The sequence below is a fragment of the Herpetosiphon giganteus genome (assembly GCF_016907925.1).
Taxonomy (GTDB): domain Bacteria; phylum Chloroflexota; class Chloroflexia; order Chloroflexales; family Herpetosiphonaceae; genus Herpetosiphon; species Herpetosiphon giganteus.
Genome location: NZ_JAFBCZ010000011.1, coordinates 70,966 through 97,516 on the forward strand (window position 1 = coordinate 70,966; position 26,551 = coordinate 97,516).

The window sequence follows — 26,551 nt, forward strand, 5'->3', positions numbered from 1 at the left end:
CCCTCACATCAGTCCGTTTCTGTGCTCAAATGAATGGTATTGTAATTGAACAGGATTTGGATGCCAGAAATCGATTATCATGTGCCAACAAACCCAAAAAAACCGAAGCTTGGCATTATGCTAGTAGCGAGCTTGAATATATTAAATACGAGCTTATTTGGGCTTGGCTTTTTTTCACTTAGCGCTGGCACATGCGGAGTAGATCGTGATGGGATTTGTGGTGTAATGATCAGCATAGGCATGTTAATTAGTGCAGGGCTTGCATTGATTTTATTAGCGATTGGAATTGGCCTTTTATACTTTTACAAAATACCATCATTGCTGCGGTGGATAATGCTTGGATTACCAACCATCGAACTCGTTGTTGGAGCCATTTGGTTGCTATCAATCATGGTGTAATTACAAAAACGAGCGCTGCACTCATTTTTTGAGTGCAGCGCTCGTTGCTTATTTACCAACTACCGCCGGAGTCGCCGGAGCTACTATCGCCACCGCCGCCCCAATCGCCGCCGGAATCACCGGAGCCGCCGCTGAACATGCCGCCCCAACCGCCGCCGGAATCGCCGGAGCCGCTAGAGCTGTTATCAAAGATGCTGCCGCCGCCGGAGCTACCACCACCCCAGCCGCCGCCACCGCTGCCCCAACCACCACCATGGTGATGATCGCGACCGCTGTTCATCATCGAGCCAATAAACATCCCAGTCAGCAAATCGCCTACATCATTATCGCGCCGCCCAGAATAGTGGCCGCTTTGATACTGGCCGCCATACTGTGGCTGATGGCTTTGTTGATAACTTTGCGACGCAGTTTGAATAATTTGGGCCGCTTCGTGCGCATAGCCGTTGGCTTCGCGGGCGCTGGCCGCAATCTTTTTTAGTTCCTCTGCATCAGCATTGGGATTGTATTGGCGCAGCGTTTGTTGGGCCTTGCTCAGCAAACTCCGCCCATTGGAATTAGCAGGCAAAACATGGCCATATTGGGTGTACCATTGGTTCGCGTTGTTGAGCGATTGTTGGGCCACTTGCACCGCTTCCGAAGCTTCGCGCCGCAACACTTCCAACGATTGAAAGGTTTCATACATCGCGCTATACAATGGCGCTGCTTGGCTGATAACCGTGTTATAGCCACCAATTGCCGAATCTAAAGCCCCAGCCCGCGCTTCTTCCTCGTTGCGATCGGCTGAAAGCAGCGCGGTATCGGCTTCAGAGAGCGTGCGACCAATGGCATCGATTTTTTTACGATGCTCTGGTTTGGCATCGACTGGATGCAATTGGGCAAAGTTTTGCAATTTGCCAAGCTCTGCCTGGGCCGCTTTGGCCAAATCTTTGGCTTGGGCACGCTTGGCGTTCATGGTTTCAACTTCAGAACGCGCACCAGCTAAAGCTTGGTCGGCATATTGGCGAGCTTGGGTTACCTGTTGCAAGACGCTAATCCAATTGGGCTTTTCGCGGGTCAATTGGCTTTCGACATTTTGCAGCAACGATTCAGCTTGGGATAAGGCTTTTTCTGGCGCTTTGCCCACGTCAGCATCGTTGTTGCGCACATAGCCCCAGCCAAGTTTAATATCACGCTTGGCATCTTCGATTTGATTCGTGGCGCTCTTTTGGGCTTCGCGCAAATCGGCCAAACGCTTGCTAATTGCCTTCAACAAGGTATCAGCATAGACCAAACGCTCTTCGGCAGTTTCCAACTCTTCCAAGCCACCAGCCCAATCATCTTGGTCGGGGGCGATTTTGGCTTGTGCTGTTTGCCAAAGTTGGTGTGCTTGCGCAACTGCTGAAGCTGCTTCGCTGCCATTACCGCGAATATCGCTCCACGATTCGGGCGCGTATTGATTGACTTCAGCAAACTCGTTGCGGCTTGCTTCCAAACGGCCATTCAATTCGAGGCCGCGGGCATTAACTGCTTCGAGCCGTTGGTTGAACGATTGTTGGGTGCTGGCGAAATCAGGCCCAAGTTTATAGGCACGTTGGGCAATTCGCTCAGCTTCATCAACTAAATCGCTGGCATCAGTTTCGTTAATTTGCACGGCAGCATTTTGCAACACCTGCTCGCCTTCGGCGACCAACTGTTTTACGCCAGCAGCGCGTTTGCCAGTGATGCTTGGCAAATGTTCCTCGGCGGCCTTAAGTTGGGCTTCGGCGCTTTTCAGCCGATCAAGCAATGGTTGCAGTTTGATCAATTGTTCCGACGCTACACTTGCAGATTGCCGAGCATCGTTAGCATGTTTTGATGCTAATGATTGAGCGGCCTGCATTACTTGTTGCTGAATCGTGGCAACTTGGGCTTGTGCCTGTTTTCCACCAATCCGTTGCAACAAATCGGCAGCGTCGGTTACCATTTTTTTGCGCGGTCAACCTCTGCTGGCGCTTGGGCATTGATCGTATCCAGCTCTTTGCGCAAGCCATCCATCGCTTGCAATTCGCTGGTCAGTTGACGAACTTGATTGGTAATGCCATCGTAGCCCCCAGCAGCGCCTTCCAAATCGGTCACTGAGGGATTTACGACGTTATCAATTCGTTCATTAATATCATCAAACTGAACTTTGATTTGGGTAAAACTACTTTCAGCCGCCCGATGCCGCTTTTCTAATTCATTGGCTTGGGTGGTTGGATAGCTAATTTTATCAAAGCGTTGTTTTTCGCCTGCATCACGCATTGCTTGGGCAAGATCTGCAATCGCAATCCCAGCGTTTTTCTTAGCCTGATCAAAGCGTGCCCGCGTATTGACTTGTGCTCCGGCTTCGGCAGCTTGGCTTGAACGGCGCTTGAGCAAGCCCGGCACCACAAAGAAACCAATCGCCACCAAGGCAATAATCACAATCACCCAGACCAGGCTCGAGCCAATGCCGCTGCTGCTACTGCTGCTTTGCGAGCTGCTCGACGCTGCACCAGCAGGATCGCTAATCACCCGCGAGGTTGCGGTCAGCGCATCAACCAATCCGCGCGTAGGATCGTTGGCCTTAAGCCCTGCATTCAGCTGATTATTGCGAATCGCGTCCGATTGATTGCCAGTCGTCAGCGCTTGATTATAATCTCTGCCTGGCAAAATTGAGCTATAGCGTGGGTCAAACGAAACATAGTAAATCAAGACGTTGTTTGGACGATCGCCAGCCTTTGAGCTATTGCCAATGCCTAGATCTTTGAGGCGGCTATCCAAATAGGCGGTTTCACTTTGGCCGCCAGTGCTGTCGGTCAGCACGACCACCACCAATGCGCCTTTATCAGTCAATTGGCGGGCAGCGGTATTAATTCGACTTTCGTCAACATCAACCCCGTTGTTATCGATCACCACTTTGCCGCTTTGGGCAAAACTAGGCGCAGCAAAGAACATCATACTGAGCATCCAGAGCATCACTATGCTCCAGCGACGTTGTTTCATAGCCAACCTCCAACAAGAAAGAACCAAGCTTGGATTAGGAAGCACGAATGCCATAGCCTAATCCAAGCCATGGCTATAGCGGCTTACCGTTACTACTACGCAAGTGCTTGCTCAAGGTCGCGCAATAAATCATTAATATCTTCGATTCCTACCGAAAGCCGCACTAAATTGGCTGGTACTTCAAGTTTCGAGCCAGCAACGCTCATATGGGTCATGCCAGCAGGCACTTCAATCAACGATTCAATGCCGCCAAGGCTCTCAGCAAGCGTAAAAAGCTTAGTTTTGCTAACCATGGCATTGGCTGCCTCAGCGCCACCTTTGAGCAAAATCGAGATCATGCCGCCAAAACCGCGCATTTGCTCGCGGGCCAAATTGTGTTGTGGGTGCGATGGCAAGCCTGGGTAAATCACTTTTTCAACCCCAGGATGTTCGGTTAAAAATTGGGCAATTGCCAAAGCGTTGCGTTCGTGCTCACGCATGCGAATGCTCAAGGTTTTGACCCCACGCAGCACCAACCAGCAATCAAAGGGGCCTGGCACAGCACCGGCAGCATTTTGCAAAAACTTCAATTTCTCATACAGCTCGTCGTTCGAGGTCATAATTGCGCCGCCAACCACATCGCTATGGCCGCCAATATATTTGGTCGTGCTGTGTAAGACCATATCAGCTCCCAAGGTGATTGGGCGTTGGTTGTAAGGCGAGGCAAAGGTATTATCGACAATCGTCCAAATGCCATGCTCACGCGCAACCCGCGTAATCGCGGCAATCGGAGCCAGTTTCAACAACGGATTGGTGGGAGTTTCCAACCAAATCAAGCGCGTATTGGGCTTAATCGCGGCCCGCACTGCCTCAGGATCAGCCATATCAATGAAATCAAAGCTCAGGCCGTGCTCGGTCATCACCCGTTGAAACAAACGATAAGTGCCGCCATAAACATCATCGCCACAAATTACATGATCGCCAGCTTTGAGCATGAGCATCAAGGTTGTCGAAGCGCCCAAGCCCGAAGCAAAAACCAAGGCGTGTTTTGCCTCTTCCAAAGCGGCTAAACATGTTTGGAGCGCGGTGCGAGTTGGGTTATCGGTGCGCGAATATTCATAGCCTGTATGGTCGCCAACGCCACGTTGGGCATAGGTTGAAGTCTGATAAATTGGCACGATGACTGCGCCAGTTACTGATTCTGGGTCTTGCCCGGCATGGATGGCGCGGGTTGCAAAGCCATAATCCACGAGTGTGCTCCTTATTCGTTAATAATCAACATTGATCATTACATTAAAAGAAAGATGGTAATAATGATAGTTGTTGCATCCTAGGCTGATTAAGATAAGCCTGAAGACTGGTTGCTAGAAAAAACGCCAAATTAACTGGCACTGCATTACCAATCATCTGCTCTTGCTCAGATTTCGTTCCAACAAACTTAAAATCTAATGGAAATGTCTGGATAAGACTCCGTTCTTTGGTAGTCAGCGGTCGTGCTAACGACACATCGCCAGCATCTTTAGGATGCATGCGATAGGTTGCAGGAATTGGTCGGTTCACCCCACGAATTGTTGGGCTTGGTTCATTAACACTAAAGATAGCGCGCCGCTCATAGGTTCGCGGATGGCGATAATAATAGTCAGTATCTAAACTTTCACCAAAATAATCGCGAACCGTTAATGATTGTTTGGCTAAACGTTGCTGAAGCACATTTGCTAAATCAGCGATTGAACCATGACGATGACCAATCACAAACGTCCGTTTGCGTAATTGAGGCACGCCACACAAACTAGCATCTAATACAACTTGAGCCAAAGAATAGCCTTCATCCCCCAACATACTACACGCTTGTTGATGAATTTTGGAAAGTCGAGCACGCTCAACATTTTCCATGATAACCCATGCAGGTTGAATAGCTAGTACTATTTTGGCAAAATCAAGGGTTAAGTTGGCACGCCCCAAACCTTCATCACGTTTACCTGCTGAGGAAAAATCCTGACACGGAGGTCCACCAATAATTAATTCTGGGCTATGCGTTTTGATCAAGGATACAGCCGCATCAATCTGTGCCAAATCAAGCTCATGAATTGGGTGAGTAAAATTTTGCTGATAGGTATTAATTGCAGGTCGCCAATTATCAACTGCCGCAACTATCTCAAATCCTGCTTGCATAAATCCTAAAGACATGCCACCACAGCCAGCAAATAAATCAATAGTTTTCATAGTATTTCCTCAAAAAGGCCAGGTGTACTCACAATTGCACTATCCAAACGCCGTTCAGGGCTAAGATAACGCTGACCACCATTAATAATAATATGTTTAATTGAATGGCGTTTTATTCGTGGATTCTGTAATTCTGGCGAATTCATATATTTTCTTGTGACCATTCCGCTAGCAGCAAAGGCTTTATCATTTTTCAAATTAAAGGTAATCCGATCAAGCGTTCGTTTATAATCAATTTTGCCATTCTGAGCAAAATCATAGAGCATTTTGATTAACCAAACGGTTGTACGTTCAGGCCGAGTAATTGATTTCTCAGAAGGTTTTATCGAAGCATCTAAAAAAACTTTTGCCAGGGCAAAATTGCTCCATACAAAAAGATCAAGGCAATTTTCGTGTAGTATTGATAATTTTCCTTGAGTTTTCCAAATTGGTTGAAGTAAAATCGGTATTTGAACAGCTTGATAACGATCAAAAATTGTATACAGTAATTCACAAAATAGTGGAATCATTGGTTGAATGCTAGTTGCATCTTCCCAATCACCAATTCTAGCACAGACAGGATCTAAAATATCTAAAAGCGCTAACGGATTTTGTTGAAATACTTTAGCAATACTGAGTGCTAGATAGACAATGGTATCAGGTCGAATAACAATTTCACAACCTTGAAGATTATCTGGGAGGTTTGCTGTTGTATTATCAGGAATTGCGGTTAATTTTATCTCAAAAGCATTAATGATTTGAGAGTTTTGCAGATTGCTAATGACAACATCAATTGCTGGTGTTTTCCCAATAATAAGTTCAGTATATGGATGATAGCTATGTTCAAATGCAAAAAATGCCTGTGCTTCTAAAGGATTAATTTGAAATAGTTGATCAACAGCAAAATAGTTATGTTCAATATTCCGCTTTTCTAATCGAATATAGATAGGTTTAATGTTCTGGCTAAACATAAAACAAGCTAAAGCAATAGGAAATGCATTATTAAATTGGTTTTTCCCCCAAGCTTCTTTTTTTGTAAAATCTCGGTTAGAATTAGTTATTCCAAACAATCCTGGTTGATTTAATTGCTCAAACATTCTAGGTCTTCCTAAATATGCCATTTATTAGAATAATTTATCGAGTTTAATTATAGCATACATAGAAATATAAGCGCCTAAAACCACAAACGGCTCGCATAATGGAGCCGCTTGTGGGAGAGAAGAGAGAGGAGAAGGTTTGATTTCAGTATAGCGCAATTTAGGCCAAAAGCCATCCCACATGCTGGTGATTTAGGGGTGATTTTTAATCCCAATTTAATTCTTTTAAGCGCTCAATTGCATCCAGCGCCGTAGAACCTTGCGAACATAAAAGGTAAAGACTTTGTAAACGACACAAGTTTGGCAAAATCGCCAGCTCATCAGGATTCAAAGGCCGAAGCGTTTGATAGCCAGCGATAATTGCTTGTTGTTGAGCCGCCGTAGCTGGTTGCCAATTGTGATACATCGTCAAGCCATGAACTGCTGTCCACGCCAATTCCAGCACCAAGCAGCGCCAGCCAACTTCTTCAAAATCTAAAACTGCTTGCAGCTGATCACCTTTGAACAACAGATTGGCAGCGCGAATATCGTTATGGCACACGCCACGCGGCAAATGCTCAAGCCCTTGTTGCGCCAGTTGATACAGCTGCTGCTGCAATGGCTCAGCCATAGCTGTATCACCCAACCATGCAGCCAAGCCCATGCAGACTTGATCTAACGGAAATAAAACTTGGGGCAGATCTGCGGCAGCAGGATATGTCGTTAAACTTTGTTGAAGCTTGGCAGTTTCTTCACCAATTCTCCACAACTGTTGGCTAGACTCAGGGTCAGGCGGTGCGCCATCGAGCCACTGTTGGAGATATACACATCGTTCGTTAATCTTAAGCGTTCGTTGGCCAGCCTTGCTTGGGACGATCAACGGGACAGAGATTTGTTGTACTGAAAGCCAGTGTTGAAGCTCAACACTTTGTTCGATTTGAGCATGGCGGCCATGATCAACGCTAATTTTAAAAATCCAGCGATCAGCATCATTTTTGAGCCAAAGAATTGCATTGCCAGCGCTAATGCTGCAACGCAAAATTTGAATCTCAGCAAGGCCATAGTGCTCGTGGAGCAGCGCGGACACCCACGCGTTGGCACTGGCGGCATCCCAACCAAAGCGTTGTTGTAGCGCTTGAGCGGCATCGCCAGTTTCCCACAAAAGATCGAGTTGTTGCATAATTTAGCTCACGAAAGGATTCTTCGATGAAGAAAATTGGATTAATTATTGGCGGCGTTATCGCCGTCGCAATCATTGGCGTTATTGCCTATAGCTTGTGGCTGACATCTGACGCAGAAAAAGGCACTGGCACACCAGTTGCCGCAACGTTGGTCTTGCCAACCACGGCTCCTACAACTGCTGCCGCGCCAACAACCCCAACCACTGCCAGCGATACCAGCGCTGCCGCGACCGCCACAACCGGCACCGAACCAACAACAGATGCTTCACAGCCAGCCGCTGCTGGTGCTAAAATCTACCGCATCGATGCCAGCCAATCAAGTGCTAGCTATCAAGTGCGCGAAACCTTCTTGAAAGATAACCAAATTGTTGATGCAGTTGGCGTAACCAAAGCCATCGCTGGCGATATTTTGATCGATACGGCAACCCCAGCTAACTCGCAAGTTGGCGAAATCGTGGTCGACATCAGCCAATTGCAATCAGATAGCGAACGCCGCGACAATGCAATTCGCCGCGAATGGCTGGAATCATCGCAATATCCTAACGCTGTATTCAAGAACGCTGTGATTAGCGACTTGCCAAGCGATCTCAAAGAAGGTGTCGAATTTACCTTCAAAATCACTGGCGATATGACGATTCACGATACGACCAACCCAATGACCTTCGATGTAACCGCAACCTTGAATGGCGATACCTTGACCGGCAAAGCCACCACCAAGTTCAACATGAGCAGCTTCAATGTCGATGCTCCTGATATTGGCGGCATGCTCAAGGCCGAAGATGAAGTCTTGTTGACCTTGGATTTGGTTGCCAAGGCAGTTGCCCAATAATTGATTTGACGAGGAAATGTAAAATCGCCCTGATCATTACGATCAGGGCGATTTTGTTTGCTAGTTTAAACTAATTCGGCTTCTGGCTCGACGCTGGGATTTTCCAAATCGGCGGCCTCACGTTCAGTGCGCAAAACCACTTCGTTATCCTCAAGCTCGATATGAATCTTGTCGCCATCCTTGAAGCGACCTTGCAGCAAGCCTTCAGCCAAACCATCTTCGATCATATTGGTGATGACGCGGCGCAATGGACGAGCGCCATAAGTTGGATCGTAGCCGCGTTTGGCCAACAGATCCAAGGTTTCATCGGTTACCAACAGATCAATTTGATGATCGACCAATTGCTTGCGCACGCGATCGACTTCCAAGCGTGCAATATTGCGAATTTCAATATCGGTCAATGGGTGGAAAATGATCGTCCCATCAATCCGGTTGAGAAATTCAGGGCGGAACATGCGCTTCAGTTCATCATCGACCTTCTTGCGCGTGTCCTCAATATCGATTGTATTGCGGTTGCCACCAAAGCCAATCCGCGAACCACGGCGAATTTGCTCAGTCCCGACGTTCGAAGTCATAATAATCACGGTATTGCGGAAATCGACCCGTCGACCTTTGCCGTCGGTCAAGTTGCCATCTTCCAACACTTGCAAGAGCAAGTTGAAGGTATCGGGATGGGCTTTTTCGATTTCGTCGAACAGCACCACGCTATATGGGCGACGACGCACAGCATCGGTCAATTGACCGCCTTCGCCATAGCCAACGTAGCCTGGAGGCGAGCCGACCAAGCGTGAGGTATTGAAGCGTTCTTGGAATTCCGACATATCGATTTTGATCAAGGCATCTTCTGAGCCAAACATAAACTCAGCCAAGGCCTTGGCCAGCAAGGTTTTCCCAACCCCGGTTGGCCCCAAGAAAATGAATGAGCCGATTGGGCGCTTGGGATCTTTGAGGCCTGCGCGGGCACGGCGCACAGCCCGAGCAATCGTCGAAATTGGCTCTTCTTGGCCGATAACCCGCTCATGCAGATAATCTTCCATCTTCATAAGGCGCTGGGTTTCTTCGCTGGCCAAGCGCATAACTGGAATCCCAGTCCACATTGCCACAACTTCGGCAATATCTTCTTGGGTGACGTAGGGCTTGCCTTTGCGTTGTTCCGAGCCACGGCTCTTTTCTTCTTCGTCCTCAAGATCGGTGATGCGTTGGAGCATGCGCTCTTCGCGAATCCGCAGATCTTGCACGACTTCGAATTGACCTTCTTCGAGCGCTGCGTCTTTTTCCTTGCGAATCGCATCAAGCCCACGCAAGGCATCGCGCAACGCCGATGGCGTGGCTGAGCGATACATCCGCACCCGCGACGAAGCTTCGTCGATCAAGTCGATCGCTTTATCGGGCAAGAAACGGTCGGGAACGTAGCGAGCACTGAGCACAGCGGCGGCAGTAATCGCTTCATCTTCGATTTGCAACTGATGGAAATCTTCGTAGCGAGTTTTGATCCCACGCAAGATTTCGATTGTTTCCTCGATGGTTGGCTCATCGACCATCACTGGTTGGAAACGGCGTTCGAGGGCTGCATCTTTTTCAATATATTTGCGGAACTCATCGAGGGTAGTTGCGCCGATACATTGCAATTCGCCACGCGAAAGCGCTGGTTTGAGAATATTGGCGGCATCAAGCGTGCCTTCGGCTCCACCAGCGCCAATAATCGTATGGAATTCATCGATGAAGAGAATACAGCGGCTTTCTTTAATTTCGTCAACGACCCGCTTGAGGCGTTCTTCGAATTGCCCGCGATATTTGGTTCCAGCCACCAAAGCACCCATATCAAGCGTTACCAAACGCTTGCCTTTGAGAGAATCTGGAACATCATCGGCAACAATTCGTTGGGCCAAACCTTCAGCGATGGCAGTTTTGCCAACCCCAGGTTCGCCGATCAGGGCAGGGTTATTTTTGGTGCGCCGTGACAAAATTTGAATCACGCGCTCAATTTCATCTTTGCGCCCGACGACGGGATCGAGGCGGCCAGCTTCGGCCAACTCGGTCAGATCGGTTGAAAGGGCATCGAGATATGGCGTTTTGCTTTGTTTGGCTTGGCGTTCGCCACCAGCGCTTGGGCTTGGTGTGCTGCTCCCGCCAACGCCTTGACGCATCATGCGCATCACTTGGGTACGCACTTGGTCAAGCCCAACGTTCATAATTTCGAGCACGCCAGTTGCGACACCTTCTGCATTGCGCACCAAACCAAGCAAAATATGTTCGGTGCTAATGTAGGTATGATTGAGTTTGCGAGCTTCATCGATAGCATACTCAAAAACTTTTTTCGCGCGGGCGGTTAGATCAATTTCTGAGGTTGAGCGTGGGCCATCGCCATGGCCAACAATAAATTCAACAGCATTCCGGGCTTTTGTGATGGTAACACCAAGTTCAGCCAACACACGAGCGGCGACCCCTTCACCTTCCAAAATCAAGCCCAGCAATAAATGCTCGGTGCCGATATAGGGATGATTAAACGCTCGCGCCTCTTCTTGGGCAAAGCTCATCACTTGCTTAGCGCGGCGGCTCATTTTGTCGTATGCACCCATATGTTTGCTCCAAAGCAAGGCAACCTTAGGATAAGTAAGATTAAGCCTTGGCGTGTTATCTATGACAATAGTCGATGCTGCTAGGTGTCGATAGGTCGTACAATGCTAATTGGGAGTGCTCTCGAAACTGGGGCAGCATCTCGGCTTCATTCTTTGGCAATGGGTGTGCCGCATCGGAAGCGTCGTGCCTTAATTGTATCACTATCTACGGATCAGGCATGCCCGTTTTATTAGCGTTTTGCTTGAAATGGGCATGCCGCATGCAGCAGGAGCATAAGCGAGGGGTTATTGACCCTCGCACCTGCAAGCCATTATTCGTCGGTAGCATCGCTGGCGCTTGATTCAGCGTCAGTATCAGTTGGTGTTGGTTCAGCCGCTGCTTCAACCGGTTCTGCTTCAGGCTTTGTTTCAGCCGTTGAATCTGCTGCTGTTTCAGTGGTTGCTTCGCTGCTGCCATTGCGCATGCTCAAGCCAATGCGTTTGCGTGATGGATCGATGCGAATAATGCGGGCTGAAACTGTATCACCTTCATTAATCACATCGCGCGGGTGTTGAATTCGTTCATCACTCATTTCTGAGATGTGGATCAAGCCTTCAATGCCATCTTCGAGCCGCACAAATGCGCCAAATGCCGTGAGTTGAGTAACCACGCCAGAAACAGCTTGGCCAATTTGATAACGGTCGGTAACAGTTGTCCAAGGCTCGGCTTGGGTACGTTTGATACTCAGGGCGATGCGTTTTTTATCTTCGTCAACGCTGAGAATATACACATTGACTGCATCGCCAACTTTCAGCACTTCCTCTGGATGCTTGACGCGGCTCCACGAAAGCTCTGAAAGGTGGACAAGACCATCAGCCCCGCCAATATCGACAAAGGCCCCGAAATCGCAAAGACTGGTCACGCGACCACTGCGCACCGCGCCTGGCTCCAATTTTTCGAGCAGCTGATCTTTGCGTGAATCGCGCACTTCTTGCACAGCTTGGCGCTCGGATAAAATCAGGCGATTACGCGAGCGATTGATTTCGATGATTTTGAGCGGCAAGGTTTGGCCAACCAGTTTCGCCATATCCGATTGTTTTTGCACATCGGAGCCACGGCTAACACTGCTGACCTGTGATGATGGCACGAAACCACGCACCCCAGTCAGGTTGACCAACAGCCCACCTTTGTTGTAGTTGGTCACGGCAGCGTGAATCACATCGCCAGCTTCGTGGTTAACTTGCAAGGCGCGCCAGCTCTTTTCTTGGCGTGCTTTATCTATCGACAACACGATACGCCCTTCAGCGTCTTCGGTTTGAACGACTGTAACAAGCAAGACATCGCCAACCTTGAGTTCGGCGCGTTCTTCCGACGACAGACTGGTCATCTCGCGACCTGGCACCACGCCCTCAGACTTGGAGCCAATATCGACTAGCACCTCGTCGCGATCAACGCGAACAATCGTGCCATCGACCGAATCACCATACTTGAGATTGCGATAATCGTGGGCTGGATCACGGAGATAGGCCTCCAGCAAAGCACGATCATCATCGCTAAACTGATCGGCCTCTGGGGTCGCGTCCAATCCTGTGCTAGGAAGCACATCAGATTGATCCATGCCCGGTTTTGTTTGCTCGTCCATAATGCGTCGTCCTTTTGCCAAAAGAGGATTCCCGAGGAAGGGCGGACAGCGTGAACCCGATATCAAAATTATACAGAAGCAGTATCCAAAAGGCAAGGTTTTTTTCAGATGTGGGGATCAGTTGTTGGGGTTGGGGGTTGATTTTTGATCCACGAAGGCCACGAAGAGCACGAAGAACGGCAACCGCGAAGGGCGCGAAGAGCGCGAAGTTAATTTTTAAGCCACGAATTGCACGAACATTGGCCGATAGCCAAAAGCCCATAGCTGTAATGGTTCATTGGATTGGCAACGCGGGGCATGCCCTCACCCCCAGCCCCTCTCCCACTGAACGCGGGCGAGGGGAGCACTGGTTTCGTGGTTCCCCATCGCCTCGCGGGCGGGCGAGGGGATGAGGGGAGCAGGTTGTGGTTAACATGATGAACCAGTGCTCATAGCCTCTAGCCATACATTCTCTGCGCCTCTGCCTTCTGCCTTCTGCCTTTCATTCTCTGCCTTAGGCCTAGCCCCTGAAACCCGACCCCTGACCCCTCAGGCAACTTTTGATCTACAATGGAGTGCATTTAATTCTACCAACCATAGTGAGGATTCTCATGAGCGAGATTAATCAACAGGCTTTACTGGCGATTGGGCCGCTTGATGGCCGCTATCGTAAAGATGTTGAGGCGCTTAGTGGTCATTTTAGCGAAGCCGCTTTATGGCGCTATCGCGTGCGGGTTGAAGTTGAATATTTATTATTTTTGGCACGCGCACCGCGAATTGGCCTAATCGAGGGCATCGATGGTCAGTTGGCTGGCGCGTTACGCAATTTATATCGTCAATTTAGCGTCGAAGATGCAGTCGCAATTGCCACATGGGATCGCAAAGTTAACCACGATGTGAAGGCGGTCGAATATTGGCTGCGCGAAAAGCTCGATCAGTTTGGGTTGGGCGAGTATAAAGAGGCTGTCCACTTTGCCTTGACCTCAGAAGATGTCAACAATCTGGCCTATGCCTTGATGGTGCAAGAATCGCGCGATGTTGTGCTGTTGCCAGCGCTCGGCCAGATTCTCGGCCAATTGCGCGATATGCAAATTGAGCATGCAGAAGCACCATTGTTGGCCAAAACTCACGGCCAGCCAGCCACGCCAACCACGATGGGTAAAGAAATTGCGGTCTTTGCAGCACGCGTCAATCGCGCAATCGAGCAACTCCTTCATATCAAACTGACTGGCAAGCTGAATGGGGCAACAGGCACGTTTGCTGCCCATCAAGCCGCCTTGCCTGATGTTGACTGGATCACATTTAGCTCGGCGTTTGTGAAGTTTTTGGGCTTGGAGCCAACCCTGCTAAGCACCCAAATCGAGCCGCACGATAGCGTGGTTGAGGTTGGCGATGCGTTGCGCCGCGTCAACACAATTTTGGTTGATCTCTCACAAGATATGTGGCGCTACATTTCTGATTCGGTATTTGGCCAAGCTAGCGTGGCGGGCGAAGTTGGTTCATCGACAATGCCCCACAAAGTTAACCCGATTGACTTTGAAAATGCAGAGGGCAATTTGTTGCTGGCCAATAGCTTGCTCGAGTTTTTTGGCCGCAAATTGCCAATCTCGCGCTTGCAACGCGATCTCTCGGATAGCACCGTGCTGCGCAATTTGGGCGTGGCATTTGGCCATAGTTTGTTTGCTTATCAACGCTTGCTCAAGGGCTTGCGCAAATTGGCCTTCAATGCCGACAAAGCCTACGCCGAGTTGGCCAGCCATCCTGAGGTGCTGACCGAAGCAATTCAAACAATTTTGCGCCGCGAGCGCTACCCAGAGCCATACGAAGCCATGAAAAAGCTGGCTCGCGGTCGCCAAATTACGCTCGAAGATTTGCATAGCTTTATCGACGAGCTTGATGTACGGCCCGAAGTGCGTGAGGAATTGCATGCATTACGCCCAGAAACCTACATCGGCTTAGCCGCCAAACTGGCCCGCAAAAAGATTTAAATTCGCTTAGCCCCGAAGCGCAGCACTGTTATTCGGGGCTTGCTTGGGCCGCAAACAAGGCAGCGCCAATAATTCCAGCATCGTTGGTCAAGCGGGCTGGCACTAATTTGGCCCGTATCCGAATCCGATCCAAAAATTGATCGGCATCTTTGCTTACGCCGCCGCCAAGAATAATTAAATCGGGCCAGAGCATCACTTCGATGGTTTGCAAAAATAGCTCTACGCCCTGCGCCCAACGCTCCCAGCTTTGGTTTTGCTCTTCGCGCACGCTGGCGGCAGCCCATTCATGGCCTGGTTTGCCACGTACGATAATCTGGCCAAGCTCCAAATTTGGCACTAAATCGTGATCATGGAACAGCGCGGTGCCAATGCCTGTACCTAATGTCAACATCAGCAATGTGCCCATCACCTCGCGGCCAGCGCCAAAGGTAATTTCGGCCAGGCCAGCAGCATCAGCATCGTTAATCACGGTTACTTCACGATCAAAATGTTTGCTGAAGCGCGAAGCTACCTCGCAATGCAACCAACGTTGGTCAATATTCGAGGCCGTGCGCACAATCCCGCGCTGCACCACCGCCGGAAAGCCACAGCCAATTGGCCCTTGCCAATCAAAATGTTCAACTAACTCTTGCACCACTTCGAGCACAGAGTCGGGCGTGGCTGGTTGCGGCGTATCGCGACGCTCCACCTCGGCCAATAATTTGCCCGTTTCGCAATCGACCGGAGCCGCTTTAATCCCCGTGCCGCCAATATCGAGGCCTAAAATCTGCATGCATAATCCTCCCGCAAAGTAGCTTAATCAATGCAAGCACAGACTATGCCTTGAAGTCCGATCCAAGCGGGCGGTTTGTGCGTAGCAATAACGAACAGCTTAGTTGGAGCATTGCAATGCGTAGATTTTCGCGCTGGCTTGAACGCCAGAGCAAGGGTTGGCTGGTACTGGTTGGGCTGGCGATTTTCGTTGGTTTTTTGGGCTTCGTCCTACCGCAACAAGCACAAAAGTCGCAGCAATATAGCGCCGATGTTGGTTCGCCGGATAGTAGCTTGTTGTATAGTGCTGACGATTTATATCGCTTTGCAGAAGCCTATGGCCCAGAAGGTCGGGCTGAATATGTTAGCGCGCGGTTTAGCTTTGATCTGATTTGGCCCTTGGCGTATACGCTGTTTTTAGCCACCGCCATTAGTTGGTTGGGCCAACGTGCATTTGCAGAAAACAGCAATTGGCGCTTGCTGAATCTGGTATCAATTATTGGTTTAGGGCTTGATTATGCAGAAAATTGTGGCGCAGCGCTGGTGATGGGGCGTTATCCTGAGCGCACGCCAATTATCGATTGGCTCACGCCATGGTTGAGTGCCAGCAAGTGGCTATTTGTTAATGGCAGCTTTGTGGTATTGGTAGCAGTGGGCTTGGTTTATCTTTGGCAGCGTATAAAAAAACACCGCAGTAATGGATAAAACTGCGGTGTCGGCATAGTATGCAGCGTTACTATTTATCTTTGGTTAACGTCAGCACTGGCTTATCGTTGACCAACGCATACGAAAATGTGTAGTAGCCAGGGGCCAACTCGGGCGTACCAACATGCTTTTCGGGGTAAATTACATCGAGATATTGTTTGCCATCGACCGTGACGAAATTCATCTTGCGATAGTTGGCAAGCACTGGCTCGTGGGCTTGATACTCGGTAATATGGCCAGAACTAATTGCGCCATAGGGCGTAGTTTCTTGGCCAACCCCGCCAGCACCGAGCCAAAAATTCTCAATATCTATGTCGCTATCGTTGCGAATTCGAATATGCACTTTATCCATGTCATCACCACCACAACCAGCAAGGCTGATTAATAACAGACTAAACAGCGCCCACAAACGAACGATCTTCATAGCCTAGCCAGCCACTAGCTCTTCAATTGGCGTATTCAGCAATTCGTTAATCAACGAACTGGTTACGCCCATAAAATTGGCAGTAGTTGCCGTAAAATAATCGATTGTTTGATTGGGGTGGGGCAAGGCGAGCCATTGTTGACCACCAGCGCCAATTAATGCCCCCACCAAGCGCATGCCAACCGCTTTGGCCTCGATGGTACGCAAAATCGTCACTGTGCCGCGGCTAGCGGTCGCTTGCAAGGTTTCGGCAAAATACTGGGCGGCTTCAGGCGCGATGCCTTGTTGCGCCAACCAACGTGGATCGGGATTCTGCTTGGCTTGCTCGACCAATTCGCGGGGGAAGTTAAAGCCTGCATCTGGCTGCGCAATATCTTGATAGCCCAAACTATGCGCCAAGCGCTCGGTCATCACATCGATGTTGGTAAGCGCAACCAAGGTATATTGGCCGCCGACCAAGCTCATTTCGATGATGCCGCTGGGCGAGAAATAGTGGCTTACGCCTTGGCTACCACTTGCGCGATGTTGCCATTCGCTAACCACCACCATATCTGGTTCGGCGACGGTTGCAATCACCATCATCAAGGGATCGGTCATAGAAAAATGGCCAGCAGCCTCATCCCAAACAATCCACTGATCGGCTTGAAGTTCAGCCAAACCTTGATCCCATTGTGCTTGGCGCTGGGCCGAATCAGCTGGGAACAACGTAGCATCATCGCCACCGATCACGTTTTGAGCATGAACCATCCCCAAGAGATACGAAAACTGGGCAGTGCTGAACTGCAATGGGTAGGTTAATTCGCGTGTTTGTGCCATCTTCTGGCCTCCTGCTGAAATGGGCAGTGGATCGGCGTTGCAACAACGTCCAAGCCACTGCCCATTATACGATTAAGCTTAAGGATTACCTAGAAGGTTTTGGAGAACCAATCTTTGACTCCACCCCAGGTATTTTGGACATCCTTTTTGACATCGCCGAACCAATTGACTGCATCTTGGGCTTTGCCAATCAAGCTGCCAGCGCCATTGCTAATGGTTGCACCAATGCCGGTGTTGCCCATTTTTTCGTTCCAGTAGCGAATACCGGATTCTTGGCCGGTCAATGGGTTAGCCGTGTCGCGGCGTTCCAAGCCAAGATAGTTGTAGCCTGGGCCGGTATCGTGGTAGTTGAAGAGGTAGCCAGCAGCATCGTGGACTGCGCCGTGATAGCTGACTGGCGAATCGCCCAAGTCAATTGCCTTGTTACCAGGGCCAACCAAGCCACCGCTTGGGTTGAGCATCGAAGCAAATACTGGGTCGATGCCCAAAACGTCGCCGACGACTTTACCATAGCGCAAGCTTGAGGTGCTGCCCATGAAATCGCCATGGAAGGTTTGGTTGATGGATTCGACTGCTGATTGACCGTTGGCTGCGCCAGTTTTGGCTGCTTGATCGCGCAATTCAAGGAACTTGCCATAGTCGGCTTGAACTTTTTCTAATGGCAAGCCACGGGCTGCGGCAATCTTCTTCAGGGCTTCTTCGACTTGTTCAGGAGTCGCGTTGCCGCTGGTGAGCAATTCCATGGCTGAGTTCAGCTCAGGGTTGCCAGCACCTTGGAATTGTTGGCCGACCAAATCGCCCATGTATTTATCATTGAAGACTTGATCTGGTGACATTGGGCTTTGGCTGCTCTCGCCACCGCCACCACCGCCACCGCCGCCACCAGCGCTCGCAGTGCTACTGCCACCACCACCGCCACCTGACGAGGAACCGCCGCCACCGCCACCTGACGATGAACCGCCGCCACCGCCACCTGACGATGAACCGCCACCACCGCCACCTGACGATGAACCGCCACCACCGCCACCTGACGATGAGCCGCCACCTGATGATGAGCCGCCGCCACCAGCAGCAACCCCAGCACCAGCGCCAGCACCACTGCTGCTGCCGCCATCGGCGCTACCACCACCGCCACCAGCGCTCGCAGTGCCATTGCCGCCGCCACCTGAGCCTGAACCGTTACCTTCAAAGGTAACGACCTTCGAGGCTTCTTCTTCATGTTGGCGGAAGATTTGGTTGATTTGCTTGGCAACTTGGCTACCGACGCTTAAGGTATTTTGCAAGCGCTTCAAGGCAGGGAAAACTTCATCGCTCATTTCAGCAAAGAATGCGTCAGCGGCAGCGCCAACCCAACCGTTATTGCGAAGTTGTTCGTAGGTTTGACGAATCATTGATTCCATTTGCACTTGTTGATCGTGCAACTTTTGGAACCGAGTGGACACTTGCTCCACATCTTCAAACTTATTCTGTACAATATCTGCGGCCATGCAGCCTCCTAGCGAGCGCCGTCACAACTGCGACGGCAACAAAAAATACCACAAAACCTCCACAATTCTTGTTCTCTCACAAGACGGGCCATACCAAATGGGATTTCCAAGACTTTGGACAAGAAAAAGACGATGGGTACTAATCCCTCAACGGGATTAATACCTCATTAGGATACTAAATCAGGTGATTATTTGTCAACACGTTTTTCGGAAGCTTTAGGGGCAATTTTGAGCCTTGCGCTAAATTGGCACGCAAGGCTACGAGGAAATGGGGTGTAGAGCGTTCGATCAGCAGCTATTGCTGAAGAATCGTCACAACTGGTTCATCGTTGACGAGGCTAATCTCGAATTGATAGTTGCCTGGAGGCAAATCATCTTGCCCAAACATCGGGTTTGGATCAGCAATGCCAAGATAGCGTGCACCATCATCCATAACGATTTGAAGTTGGCGATAATTGGGCAAGGCTGTTTCAAAGCCGATGTACGCACTGGTTGCACCAGCAGCCACATTGCGGGCTGGCTCGGAATCGGTATAGCTACTTGAACCAAGCCAAACTTCGCGGATGCCGCGATCGGTGGCATTATGAACGCGAATTTGCACCGGTTTGGTGTTACTGCTCCCTGAACCACATGCCATCAACAATACTACTCCGAGTAGTACCATCACATTCAGCGAACAGATTCGTACCAATTTATTCAGCATAGACAACCTTGATCTCCGCTAACTTCGTCATCTCTTGATCAAGTAATTGAATAAAATCAGCTTCACTAACATGATAGTAGTCGATGTTGTCGACAGAACCAACAAATGCTAGCCATGCACTCGTTTCAGCAAGAACAATTCCAATAATTCGGTTGACGATGACCTCAGTTGCTTCTGAGCGCAGGAGATTAATACTGCCATATAAACGTGGCTTTTGAAGCGTGCCAGCAAATTGTTGTGCAGCAATTTCACTTAATCCAAATGATTGAAGTAAATGTACATCAGGATTTTGTTTGGCCATAGCCGCTTGTTCGTGAGTTAGCTGAAATTGAATTGACTCGGCGTTTAGTGGTAATTTTGGGTCTAAACGACGTGCTATTCTCAATAATCCATCAGTACGCTGCGCAAACATTACAAATTCATGCACGCCATCAACGATCGACATTTCAACAAGAGTTTGTCCATGATCATAATGCGCGACCCCATGATGTGTGCCATTAGATTGATCCCATGTAGTTAATAGTACAACTTCAGCATTGACCGCATTTAACAGCAGCAGCAAAAGCGTTTCGTTAACAACATCAGTCTGTGTTACTTCATCATATACGAGCCAGCCATTGGCTCGCAGGTCGGCTGTTCCTTGCTCCCATAACAATTGACCACGTTCGCTACTAATCGAGCGTGGAGACTCTACCTCAGCACCCAGCAACGTTGGCGCGGAAACCAGTGCTAAAAGCACAAATAATTCTGCACTTGATAATCGGACTGGATAGGTAATTTCACTGATTAATTGCATAAATTCTCCCAATACTCATGAAAGAGCTTGATCAGCTTATAAAATCTGTATAAGCTGATCAATTTTTATGTCAATATACTACTTACTAGTCCTTAGAACGAAAAAATATCACTTACGCCTTTGGATAGCGAATTCCAGGTATCACTGGCTGTACTTTTGGTAGATTCCCAAATTTTAGGAACTTCACGTTTAATATCAGTATATGTGCCAATACCCCATCCACCAATTTCAGCAACTACATTGGATACAATTGGCGGATTAAAATTGATCCCATTGCCATCAATGAATCCATAGGCCATTTTACGATTCCAATAGCCAATCCCGGATTCTTGACCAGTTAATGGATCACGGGGGTCACGGTTTTCTTGATCAAGGTAATTATAGCCAGGGCCTTTATCATGATAATTTTTCAGATACCCAGCTGCATCGTGCATAATGCCATGATAGCCAACAGGGCGTTCACCGGCATCAATTGCATAATTACCATTACCCACTAAACCACCAGTCGGGTTAAGCATCGAAGCAAAGACCGGATCAATACCGAGTGCATCACCAACAACTTTACCATAGCGCAAACTTGCGGTACTACCTAAGAAGTTGGGATGCAGGATGTTTACATTTTCTGGTAAATCTTTATTATTCAGACGGGCTGTTTCCGCAGCTTGCTGACGCAATTGATTAAATTTGTTGTAGTTCGCGGTCACTTCTTCCATTGATAAACCGCGCGATTTGGCAATCTGGGCCAAAGCATTTTGAATTTCAGCTTCCGAAGCTTTACCACTCGTGATCGTTTCCATTGCACTGTTTAATTCAGGGTCATTGGCTCCGTTAAATTGTGAGCCGATCATCCGATCCATGTAGTCATCAGTGAAAATTTTATCAGTTGAAACAGGCGCTGGCAACGCATTCGCTGCATCTGCACTTGTGCTACCGCCCGATGACGTGCCACCCGATGCCGCACCACCAGACGCTGTACCACCTGATACTGCACTAGCATCGAATACGATTTGCTTTGCAGCAGCTTCTTCAGCTTGGCGAAAGATTTGGTTGATTTGGGTGGCCATTTCGCTGCCAACAATCAGCGTCTGTTGCAAGCGTTTCATAGCCGGAAAAACCTCGTCGGTCATTTCGGCAAAAAATGCTGTAGCAGCCGCACCTTGCCATGCACCACCACGTAGTTGCTCATACGTACGGCGCACCAGCGCTTCCATTTGCACTTGTTGATCGTAGAGTTTTTGGAATCGCACTCCGGCTTGTTCAACAACCTCATACCGATTGGCAATAATATCTGCGGTCATATAGTCTCCCGCAAGCGCACAAATGTGCAATTAAAAATGCCATGAATCCACCCCACGCTGTGTTTACCCACAAGCTGGGTATAGTCAATTGCCATTTCCAAATATTTTGAATCACAAACGGGTGGTGGATTATAACTCTTGCAAGGATTAATGCCTATCAATATAATCAATCTAATACTAATTGTCAACATAATTTTATGATTTCACAGTAGGACTTTTGGTATATTTATATCACTCATTAAGGGCTTTATGGAATGAGTACCGAGTAAAATCAAGCCTAGCACCAGCCAAAAACAGCTATTGCTGAACAATCGTCACAACTGGTTCATCGTTGACGAGGCTAATCTCGAATTGATAGTTGCCTGGCGGCAAATCATCTTGCCCAAACATCGGGTTTGGATCAGCAATGCCAAGATAGCGTGCACCGTCATCCATCACAATATTGAGCTGATAATAATTGGGCAAGGCTGTTTCAAAGCCGATGTACGCACTGGTTGCACCAGCAGCCACATTGCGGGCTGGCTCGGAATCGGTATAGCCACTTGAACCAAGCCACACCTCGCGGATGCTGCGATCGGTAGCATTATGAACCCGAATTTGCACCGGTTTGGTGCTCCTGTTTCCTGAACCACATGCCATCAGCAATATTACTCCGAGTAGTACCATCACATTCAGCGAACAGATTCGTACCAATTTATTCAGCATAGACAACTTTGATCTCCCCTAATTTTGCCCTCGCTTGATTAAGTAAATGGACAAAATCAGACTCACTAAATGATGCCATATTAAATTTAACGCAAGGTTTCAGGAAAAGGATATTGATAAGCATTCAAGGCAAGCCAACGCCAAATCAATAATATCAAACTAGCCAGCAGCACGCCAGATTCAAGCCAGCCAAAGCGTTGCTGGCGCTGCCGAATTGCCCGAACTAGTAACAGGCCAACTGGAATAAGCAAGCCCGCAACTAGCCACTGGATCACTAGCACCGTATCGGGATCATAGACCGCAATGCCTTGGGCTGAACGATACTCGCTGGTAGGCACAAGGTAACAAAAGCCGATTAGCACGCTCAGCACACCATAGCCAATCAGCTTTAACCCCCGTTTGCATTGCTTCATTTCGCCTCGCTACGCCCAAAAAAAGCTCAGACCACGATTAATGGTCTGAGCCTCGATAGAGCATAAAGCTTATTCTTCGCCAGCAAACAGTGTCGCCAGCTTGGCAACCTGATGTTTGGCGCGAATCGGATCGCCTGTCGAGCCATCGTTTGGCGCATAGGCAACAAACAAGATTGGCCCATTGCTGCCAAAACTACTATACACTCCTTGGCTTGGCAGTTGCTGCTTCAGGCTTTGCTGCGCGGCTTGATGCTGATTTTGGTTTTCAAAGGCATACAACGCCACATGAATTTGCCAAGTTTCGTTATAAAAACCCAGTGCCTCTTGTGCTCCAAGCGCTTGGGCTGGCACGAAGGCTGGTTCTTGGGTTAAGCTGAGGTCGCTGGTCGCCAGTACCCGCGCTGATCGTTCCAAATGGGGATTGGTAATTTGGGTCATGAGCGTATCCTTATCATTAATGGGGCTTTGGGTCATGCTGCCTAGATTTGGCTGAGCACTGCTGCAACCTCCCAAGAGATACAAACAGCTAAGCCAAAGAAGCCAACGCATTAGGGTGTTCCTGGAGCAGGAATCGGCGCGGTCAATAGCTCCGCATCGGCCCATTCGTTATTTTGAGTATGCTCAATCAGCATATCCCATTGCGCTTCGCTGTAGCCTGCATTCACATAAGCATCCTTCAAGCCGTCCATATTGCCATTGAAATAGGCATCGGCAACGACATCTTCGCCAACCAAGCTCGATAACGAGCTAACAAATTCGTAATTCCCTTGGTAGTTACCACGGCTGGGTAAGCCAAGGTTATCGGTTGTACTGCGGGTAAAGTATTCAGTCACGCCTTCGTTTAATGGTTGGCTGACCCCAATCATGGCTTCATCGGAATATTTATGCACGCCTTCGTGAATCATCGTGCCAGGGTTGCCTTTATCTTGATGAATCCAAACCCGACCATCGCTATCGACAAAGCCATTGATCGCATCGCGTTTGCCCGATTCCCAAACATCTTGGCCATAATGATTTATTCCGGCAATATCCCAATTGGTATCATCGACTACGCCAACGCGGCCTGTAATTTGGCGATTATCGGCCACTGCATCAGTAACATACGAGCCAAGATGATCACGAATCGCCGTGTCTGCATCGGGAGCGCTGGTGTGGGCAACAGAGCCGCTATGGTTCATGCCAAGGCTAACCACCAGATTGAGATAATTATCGGTGCCTAATTCTTTGTGCAATTCAGCCATCAAGGTCGAATCCGACCAAATTTCTTTGAGCTGCTCAGGCGTGGCATTGGCAATAATATCCTTGATCGCATTCGCGTCGTAGCCCTTACCTTGCAAAGCATCACGCATTTGATCGTTAATAGTGTCGCTACCACCAGCTTTTTCCTCTTGTGTACCACTTTGATCAAAGCTAACGATCTTTGATGCCTCTTCTTCCGCTTGGCGGAAGGTTTGCGAAATTTGGGTGGTGAGGGTACTGGCGCTGGTCAAGGCGTTTTGCAAGCGCTTGAGGGTTGGAAAAATTGCATCATCCATCTCCGCAAAAAACGCAACTGCCGCATCGCCATGCCAGGTATTGCGCAAGTGTTGGTAGGTTTGACGCACCATCGCTTCCATTTGGGTTTGCTGATCGTGCAGTTTTTGAAACTGCGTCGCCACTTGGCCAAGTCGTTCGTAATCGCTTTGCACGACATCTGCTGCCATTTTGGCTCCTTGTGCTGCTCACAGGAACACTATGAGCGTAAAATAGCGATCTTTAAATCCCTAACTAAACGGGCAAGCCAACGTACCCTTTGAATGCAGATTGGTATTAGCAAGATATGAAGAGAAATTTAAGAAAATAACGCATGCTAGTTATACTTGAATAGCTAAATACTAATCTACAACGAGGAGTAATGTCGCATGCAGCATCGTTAGTGATTGTATGTTTTGTCAAAAACTCATTCTGTGTGTTGCTAGGCAAAGAGGGCAAGGCAACCGCCAACAAGGCCAGTCGGTTGCCTACGTCCTGATGTACTTATTGGACTGTGGTGGCTGGCAATAGCAAGCGTTGTTTTTCGCTTAGGCTCGTCGTATCCCAGATAATTACCAACGGCTCTTTACCGCCAGAGGCCAGTTGGCTGCCGTCGGCGTTCCAAGCGAGCGTTGTTACGCGATCGGCGTGGCCGTTAAGGGTGTTCATCACTTGGTCGCTGGCAGGATCATACAATTCGATCAAGCCACCGCTCGTGCCAATCGCCAAAGTATTAGCGCTCGGATGAAAGGCCAAGCCCACGAATTGGTGCTCGGCGCTGGTATGGGTCGCCACAATTGCCCACGAATTGGTATCCCAAACCAGCACACTCCCGCCGTTTTTATCGCCGCTGCTGGCTGCTAGCCATTTACCATCGTGGCTCCACGCCAATTTGCCTGGCTGATATTTGAGGCTAGCTTCTTTGAAGCGCTGCACTTGCTGACCACTCGCAACCTCCCAAACCTGCACCACGCCGCTAAAATCGTTGCTCGCCAGTAATTGGCCATCGGGGCTGAGCGCAATTTCAACAATCGAGCCAGTATCGGCTGGCGCGCCAAAGGTCGTGGTGGCTTCTCCGGTTGCCAAATTCCAGGCTTGCAACATACTGCCTTTGTTGTAGGCAGCAATCAGGGTCTGCTGATCAGGCGTGATTGCGAGCGCGCTAACTTCAAAAACAGTGGTTTGAGCAGCCAAGTGGCGTGGTTTGGCATTCCATGTAGCCAGTTGTTTGCCAGTGCTTGCATCCCACGTCGTAATCGTTTTGCGATCGGTTGTGGCGACGAGCGGTGCAGCGCTCGTAAGGCCAAAAAACAGTTGTTTGGGGGCGAAGGTTTGTTCGATCGCAGGCGTTGCCAGATTCCAGCGATATGCGCCATCATAGCCAACGCCGACCAACAGTTGGGCATTATCCTGAAATTGAAGGGCGACCACATCGCCGCGAAAGTTAACCCCTGGCGCAACATTAATTCCGATTGTTGGCACTGGATTGCCTCCCGATGAACTACAAGCAGTTAAGAGTGCGCCAACGATAGTTACCAGGAGCAAAGAAATTTGCTTGCACACAACGCGCGAAATTGTCTGCAAGGGGTTAACGTAGCGCATGAACTTAGTTTCCTTCTAAGACAATCAGCGAACTGACTTCAAACCAAACCCAGCTCTCATCATCGCAGATGTGCAGATCGAGGTTTTGGTCTTGATCGTGAACAAGGGTTTGGCGTTGGCTGTTTTTGCCCAAATAGCCCAACACATCGTACTCATCTTGCACCGAGAGCACATAGTAGGGCTGTTCGCGGCTGCCATCGCCAGTCATTAAAATGCCATCCATCACGGTTTTGGCAAAATGGGCCTCGCGCAAGGTATTATCCTTGTCGCCAAGCTCGTTGTAGGCAATTGCCAACAGATTATGCAAGCCTGGGCTTAGCAAGGCTCCGGGCAACAAACTCCGCAACTGCTTGATCACCGTTGGGTAATCGCCTTGGCTAAAAGCAGCATGCGCTACTTCGTTGGGTGATATTTGAGGTGAATAATTAGCGCTGGCCATCACCGCCTCGCGCAAGGCCATAAAGTGCTCGCGATTGGGCTGAGACCAATATTGATAGGCTGCATCGTTTAATGTCATAGACTAT

Annotated in this window: 25 protein-coding genes; 4 read left to right on the forward strand and 21 right to left on the reverse strand. The window is 49.1% G+C overall.

Going from position 1 to position 26,551, the window contains the following annotated elements; translation table 11 throughout:
• Positions 1-60 precede the first annotated feature (60 nt).
• On the forward strand, positions 61-399 hold the full coding sequence (locus JOD20_RS11965; protein WP_204755482.1) for a hypothetical protein: 339 nt from the start codon (positions 61-63) through the stop codon (positions 397-399).
• A 52-nt stretch (positions 400-451) separates the two neighbouring features.
• Here the strand turns inward: JOD20_RS11965 and JOD20_RS11970 are convergent, their stop codons facing one another.
• From JOD20_RS11970 to JOD20_RS11995, 6 genes are all read right to left on the reverse strand, one after another.
• Positions 452-2,341 carry a coiled-coil domain-containing protein gene (locus JOD20_RS11970; RefSeq protein WP_204755483.1) on the reverse strand — a complete coding sequence of 630 codons (1,890 nt, stop codon included), beginning with the start codon at positions 2,339-2,341 and terminating at the stop codon, positions 452-454.
• Positions 2,335-3,381, reverse strand: coding sequence for a TPM domain-containing protein (locus JOD20_RS11975; protein WP_204755484.1), 1,047 nt, complete (start codon positions 3,379-3,381; stop codon positions 2,335-2,337). The genes JOD20_RS11970 and JOD20_RS11975 overlap by 7 nt, the downstream gene beginning before the upstream one ends.
• Positions 3,382-3,476: 95 nt before the next feature.
• On the reverse strand, positions 3,477-4,610 hold the full coding sequence (locus JOD20_RS11980; RefSeq protein WP_204755485.1) for a cystathionine gamma-synthase: 1,134 nt from the start codon (positions 4,608-4,610) through the stop codon (positions 3,477-3,479).
• A gap of 43 nt (positions 4,611-4,653) precedes the next feature.
• A complete protein-coding gene (locus JOD20_RS11985) occupies positions 4,654-5,583 on the reverse strand; it encodes a DNA cytosine methyltransferase (protein ID WP_204755486.1) in 930 nt (309 codons plus the stop codon).
• Positions 5,580-6,659 (reverse strand): HindVP family restriction endonuclease, encoded by a 1,080-nt coding sequence (locus tag JOD20_RS11990; protein ID WP_204755487.1) that lies wholly within the window; start codon positions 6,657-6,659, stop codon positions 5,580-5,582. The genes JOD20_RS11985 and JOD20_RS11990 overlap by 4 nt, the downstream gene beginning before the upstream one ends.
• Positions 6,660-6,864: 205 nt before the next feature.
• Positions 6,865-7,818, reverse strand: coding sequence for a phosphotransferase enzyme family protein (locus JOD20_RS11995; RefSeq protein ID WP_204755488.1), 954 nt, complete (start codon positions 7,816-7,818; stop codon positions 6,865-6,867).
• A 26-nt stretch (positions 7,819-7,844) separates the two neighbouring features.
• Here JOD20_RS11995 and JOD20_RS12000 point away from each other — a divergent pair, with 26 nt between their 5' ends.
• Entirely contained in the window at positions 7,845-8,648 is an 804-nt protein-coding gene (locus JOD20_RS12000) for a YceI family protein (protein WP_204755489.1), read from the forward strand.
• Between the two features lie 65 nt (positions 8,649-8,713).
• On the opposite strand, the gene JOD20_RS12005 is transcribed toward JOD20_RS12000, so the two are convergent.
• A complete protein-coding gene (locus tag JOD20_RS12005) occupies positions 8,714-11,227 on the reverse strand; it encodes an ATP-dependent Clp protease ATP-binding subunit (RefSeq protein ID WP_204755490.1) in 2,514 nt (837 codons plus the stop codon).
• A gap of 311 nt (positions 11,228-11,538) precedes the next feature.
• On the reverse strand, positions 11,539-12,849 hold the full coding sequence (rpsA, locus tag JOD20_RS12010) for a 30S ribosomal protein S1 (RefSeq protein WP_239583829.1): 1,311 nt from the start codon (positions 12,847-12,849) through the stop codon (positions 11,539-11,541).
• Between the two features lie 590 nt (positions 12,850-13,439).
• On the opposite strand from rpsA, the gene purB reads away from it, so the two are divergent.
• Complete coding sequence (gene purB, locus JOD20_RS12015; RefSeq protein ID WP_204755491.1) at positions 13,440-14,816, forward strand: adenylosuccinate lyase; 1,377 nt, start codon at positions 13,440-13,442, stop codon at positions 14,814-14,816.
• A gap of 28 nt (positions 14,817-14,844) precedes the next feature.
• Here the strand turns inward: purB and ppgK are convergent, their stop codons facing one another.
• Entirely contained in the window at positions 14,845-15,588 is a 744-nt protein-coding gene (ppgK, locus tag JOD20_RS12020; protein ID WP_204755492.1) for a polyphosphate--glucose phosphotransferase, read from the reverse strand.
• Between the two features lie 116 nt (positions 15,589-15,704).
• Between ppgK and JOD20_RS12025 the strand changes: the two genes are divergently transcribed.
• Entirely contained in the window at positions 15,705-16,271 is a 567-nt protein-coding gene (locus JOD20_RS12025) for a hypothetical protein (RefSeq protein ID WP_204755493.1), read from the forward strand.
• A 31-nt stretch (positions 16,272-16,302) separates the two neighbouring features.
• Here JOD20_RS12025 and JOD20_RS12030 read toward each other — a convergent pair whose 3' ends face one another.
• From JOD20_RS12030 to JOD20_RS12085, 12 genes are all read right to left on the reverse strand, one after another.
• Positions 16,303-16,695: a hypothetical protein gene (locus JOD20_RS12030; RefSeq protein WP_204755494.1), complete on the reverse strand. Its 393-nt coding sequence runs from the start codon at positions 16,693-16,695 to the stop codon at positions 16,303-16,305.
• A gap of 3 nt (positions 16,696-16,698) precedes the next feature.
• Complete coding sequence (locus JOD20_RS12035) at positions 16,699-17,511, reverse strand: hypothetical protein (protein ID WP_204755495.1); 813 nt, start codon at positions 17,509-17,511, stop codon at positions 16,699-16,701.
• 89 nt (positions 17,512-17,600) lie between these two features.
• Positions 17,601-18,998 carry a WXG100 family type VII secretion target gene (locus JOD20_RS12040; protein ID WP_204755496.1) on the reverse strand — a complete coding sequence of 466 codons (1,398 nt, stop codon included), beginning with the start codon at positions 18,996-18,998 and terminating at the stop codon, positions 17,601-17,603.
• A 295-nt stretch (positions 18,999-19,293) separates the two neighbouring features.
• On the reverse strand, positions 19,294-19,701 hold the full coding sequence (locus JOD20_RS12045) for a hypothetical protein (protein WP_204755497.1): 408 nt from the start codon (positions 19,699-19,701) through the stop codon (positions 19,294-19,296).
• Positions 19,691-20,497 carry a hypothetical protein gene (locus JOD20_RS12050; RefSeq protein WP_204755498.1) on the reverse strand — a complete coding sequence of 269 codons (807 nt, stop codon included), beginning with the start codon at positions 20,495-20,497 and terminating at the stop codon, positions 19,691-19,693. Before JOD20_RS12050 ends, JOD20_RS12045 begins: the two co-directional genes overlap by 11 nt.
• Positions 20,498-20,589: 92 nt before the next feature.
• Positions 20,590-21,795: a WXG100 family type VII secretion target gene (locus tag JOD20_RS12055; RefSeq protein WP_204755499.1), complete on the reverse strand. Its 1,206-nt coding sequence runs from the start codon at positions 21,793-21,795 to the stop codon at positions 20,590-20,592.
• A 297-nt stretch (positions 21,796-22,092) separates the two neighbouring features.
• A complete protein-coding gene (locus JOD20_RS12060) occupies positions 22,093-22,398 on the reverse strand; it encodes a hypothetical protein (protein WP_204755500.1) in 306 nt (101 codons plus the stop codon).
• A gap of 188 nt (positions 22,399-22,586) precedes the next feature.
• Positions 22,587-22,913, reverse strand: a complete 327-nt coding sequence (locus tag JOD20_RS12065) for a hypothetical protein (protein ID WP_204755501.1) — start codon at positions 22,911-22,913, stop codon at positions 22,587-22,589.
• A gap of 69 nt (positions 22,914-22,982) precedes the next feature.
• The gene (locus JOD20_RS12070; protein ID WP_204755502.1) at positions 22,983-23,351 is read right to left on the reverse strand and encodes a hypothetical protein; all 369 of its coding nucleotides are present in this window, start codon (positions 23,349-23,351) and stop codon (positions 22,983-22,985) included.
• A 110-nt stretch (positions 23,352-23,461) separates the two neighbouring features.
• Positions 23,462-24,616: a WXG100 family type VII secretion target gene (locus JOD20_RS12075; protein WP_204755503.1), complete on the reverse strand. Its 1,155-nt coding sequence runs from the start codon at positions 24,614-24,616 to the stop codon at positions 23,462-23,464.
• A 313-nt stretch (positions 24,617-24,929) separates the two neighbouring features.
• A complete protein-coding gene (locus tag JOD20_RS12080; protein ID WP_204755504.1) occupies positions 24,930-26,027 on the reverse strand; it encodes a WD40 repeat domain-containing protein in 1,098 nt (365 codons plus the stop codon).
• Between the two features lie 4 nt (positions 26,028-26,031).
• Positions 26,032-26,544, reverse strand: coding sequence for a DUF4919 domain-containing protein (locus JOD20_RS12085; RefSeq protein WP_204755505.1), 513 nt, complete (start codon positions 26,542-26,544; stop codon positions 26,032-26,034).
• Positions 26,545-26,551 lie beyond the last annotated feature (7 nt).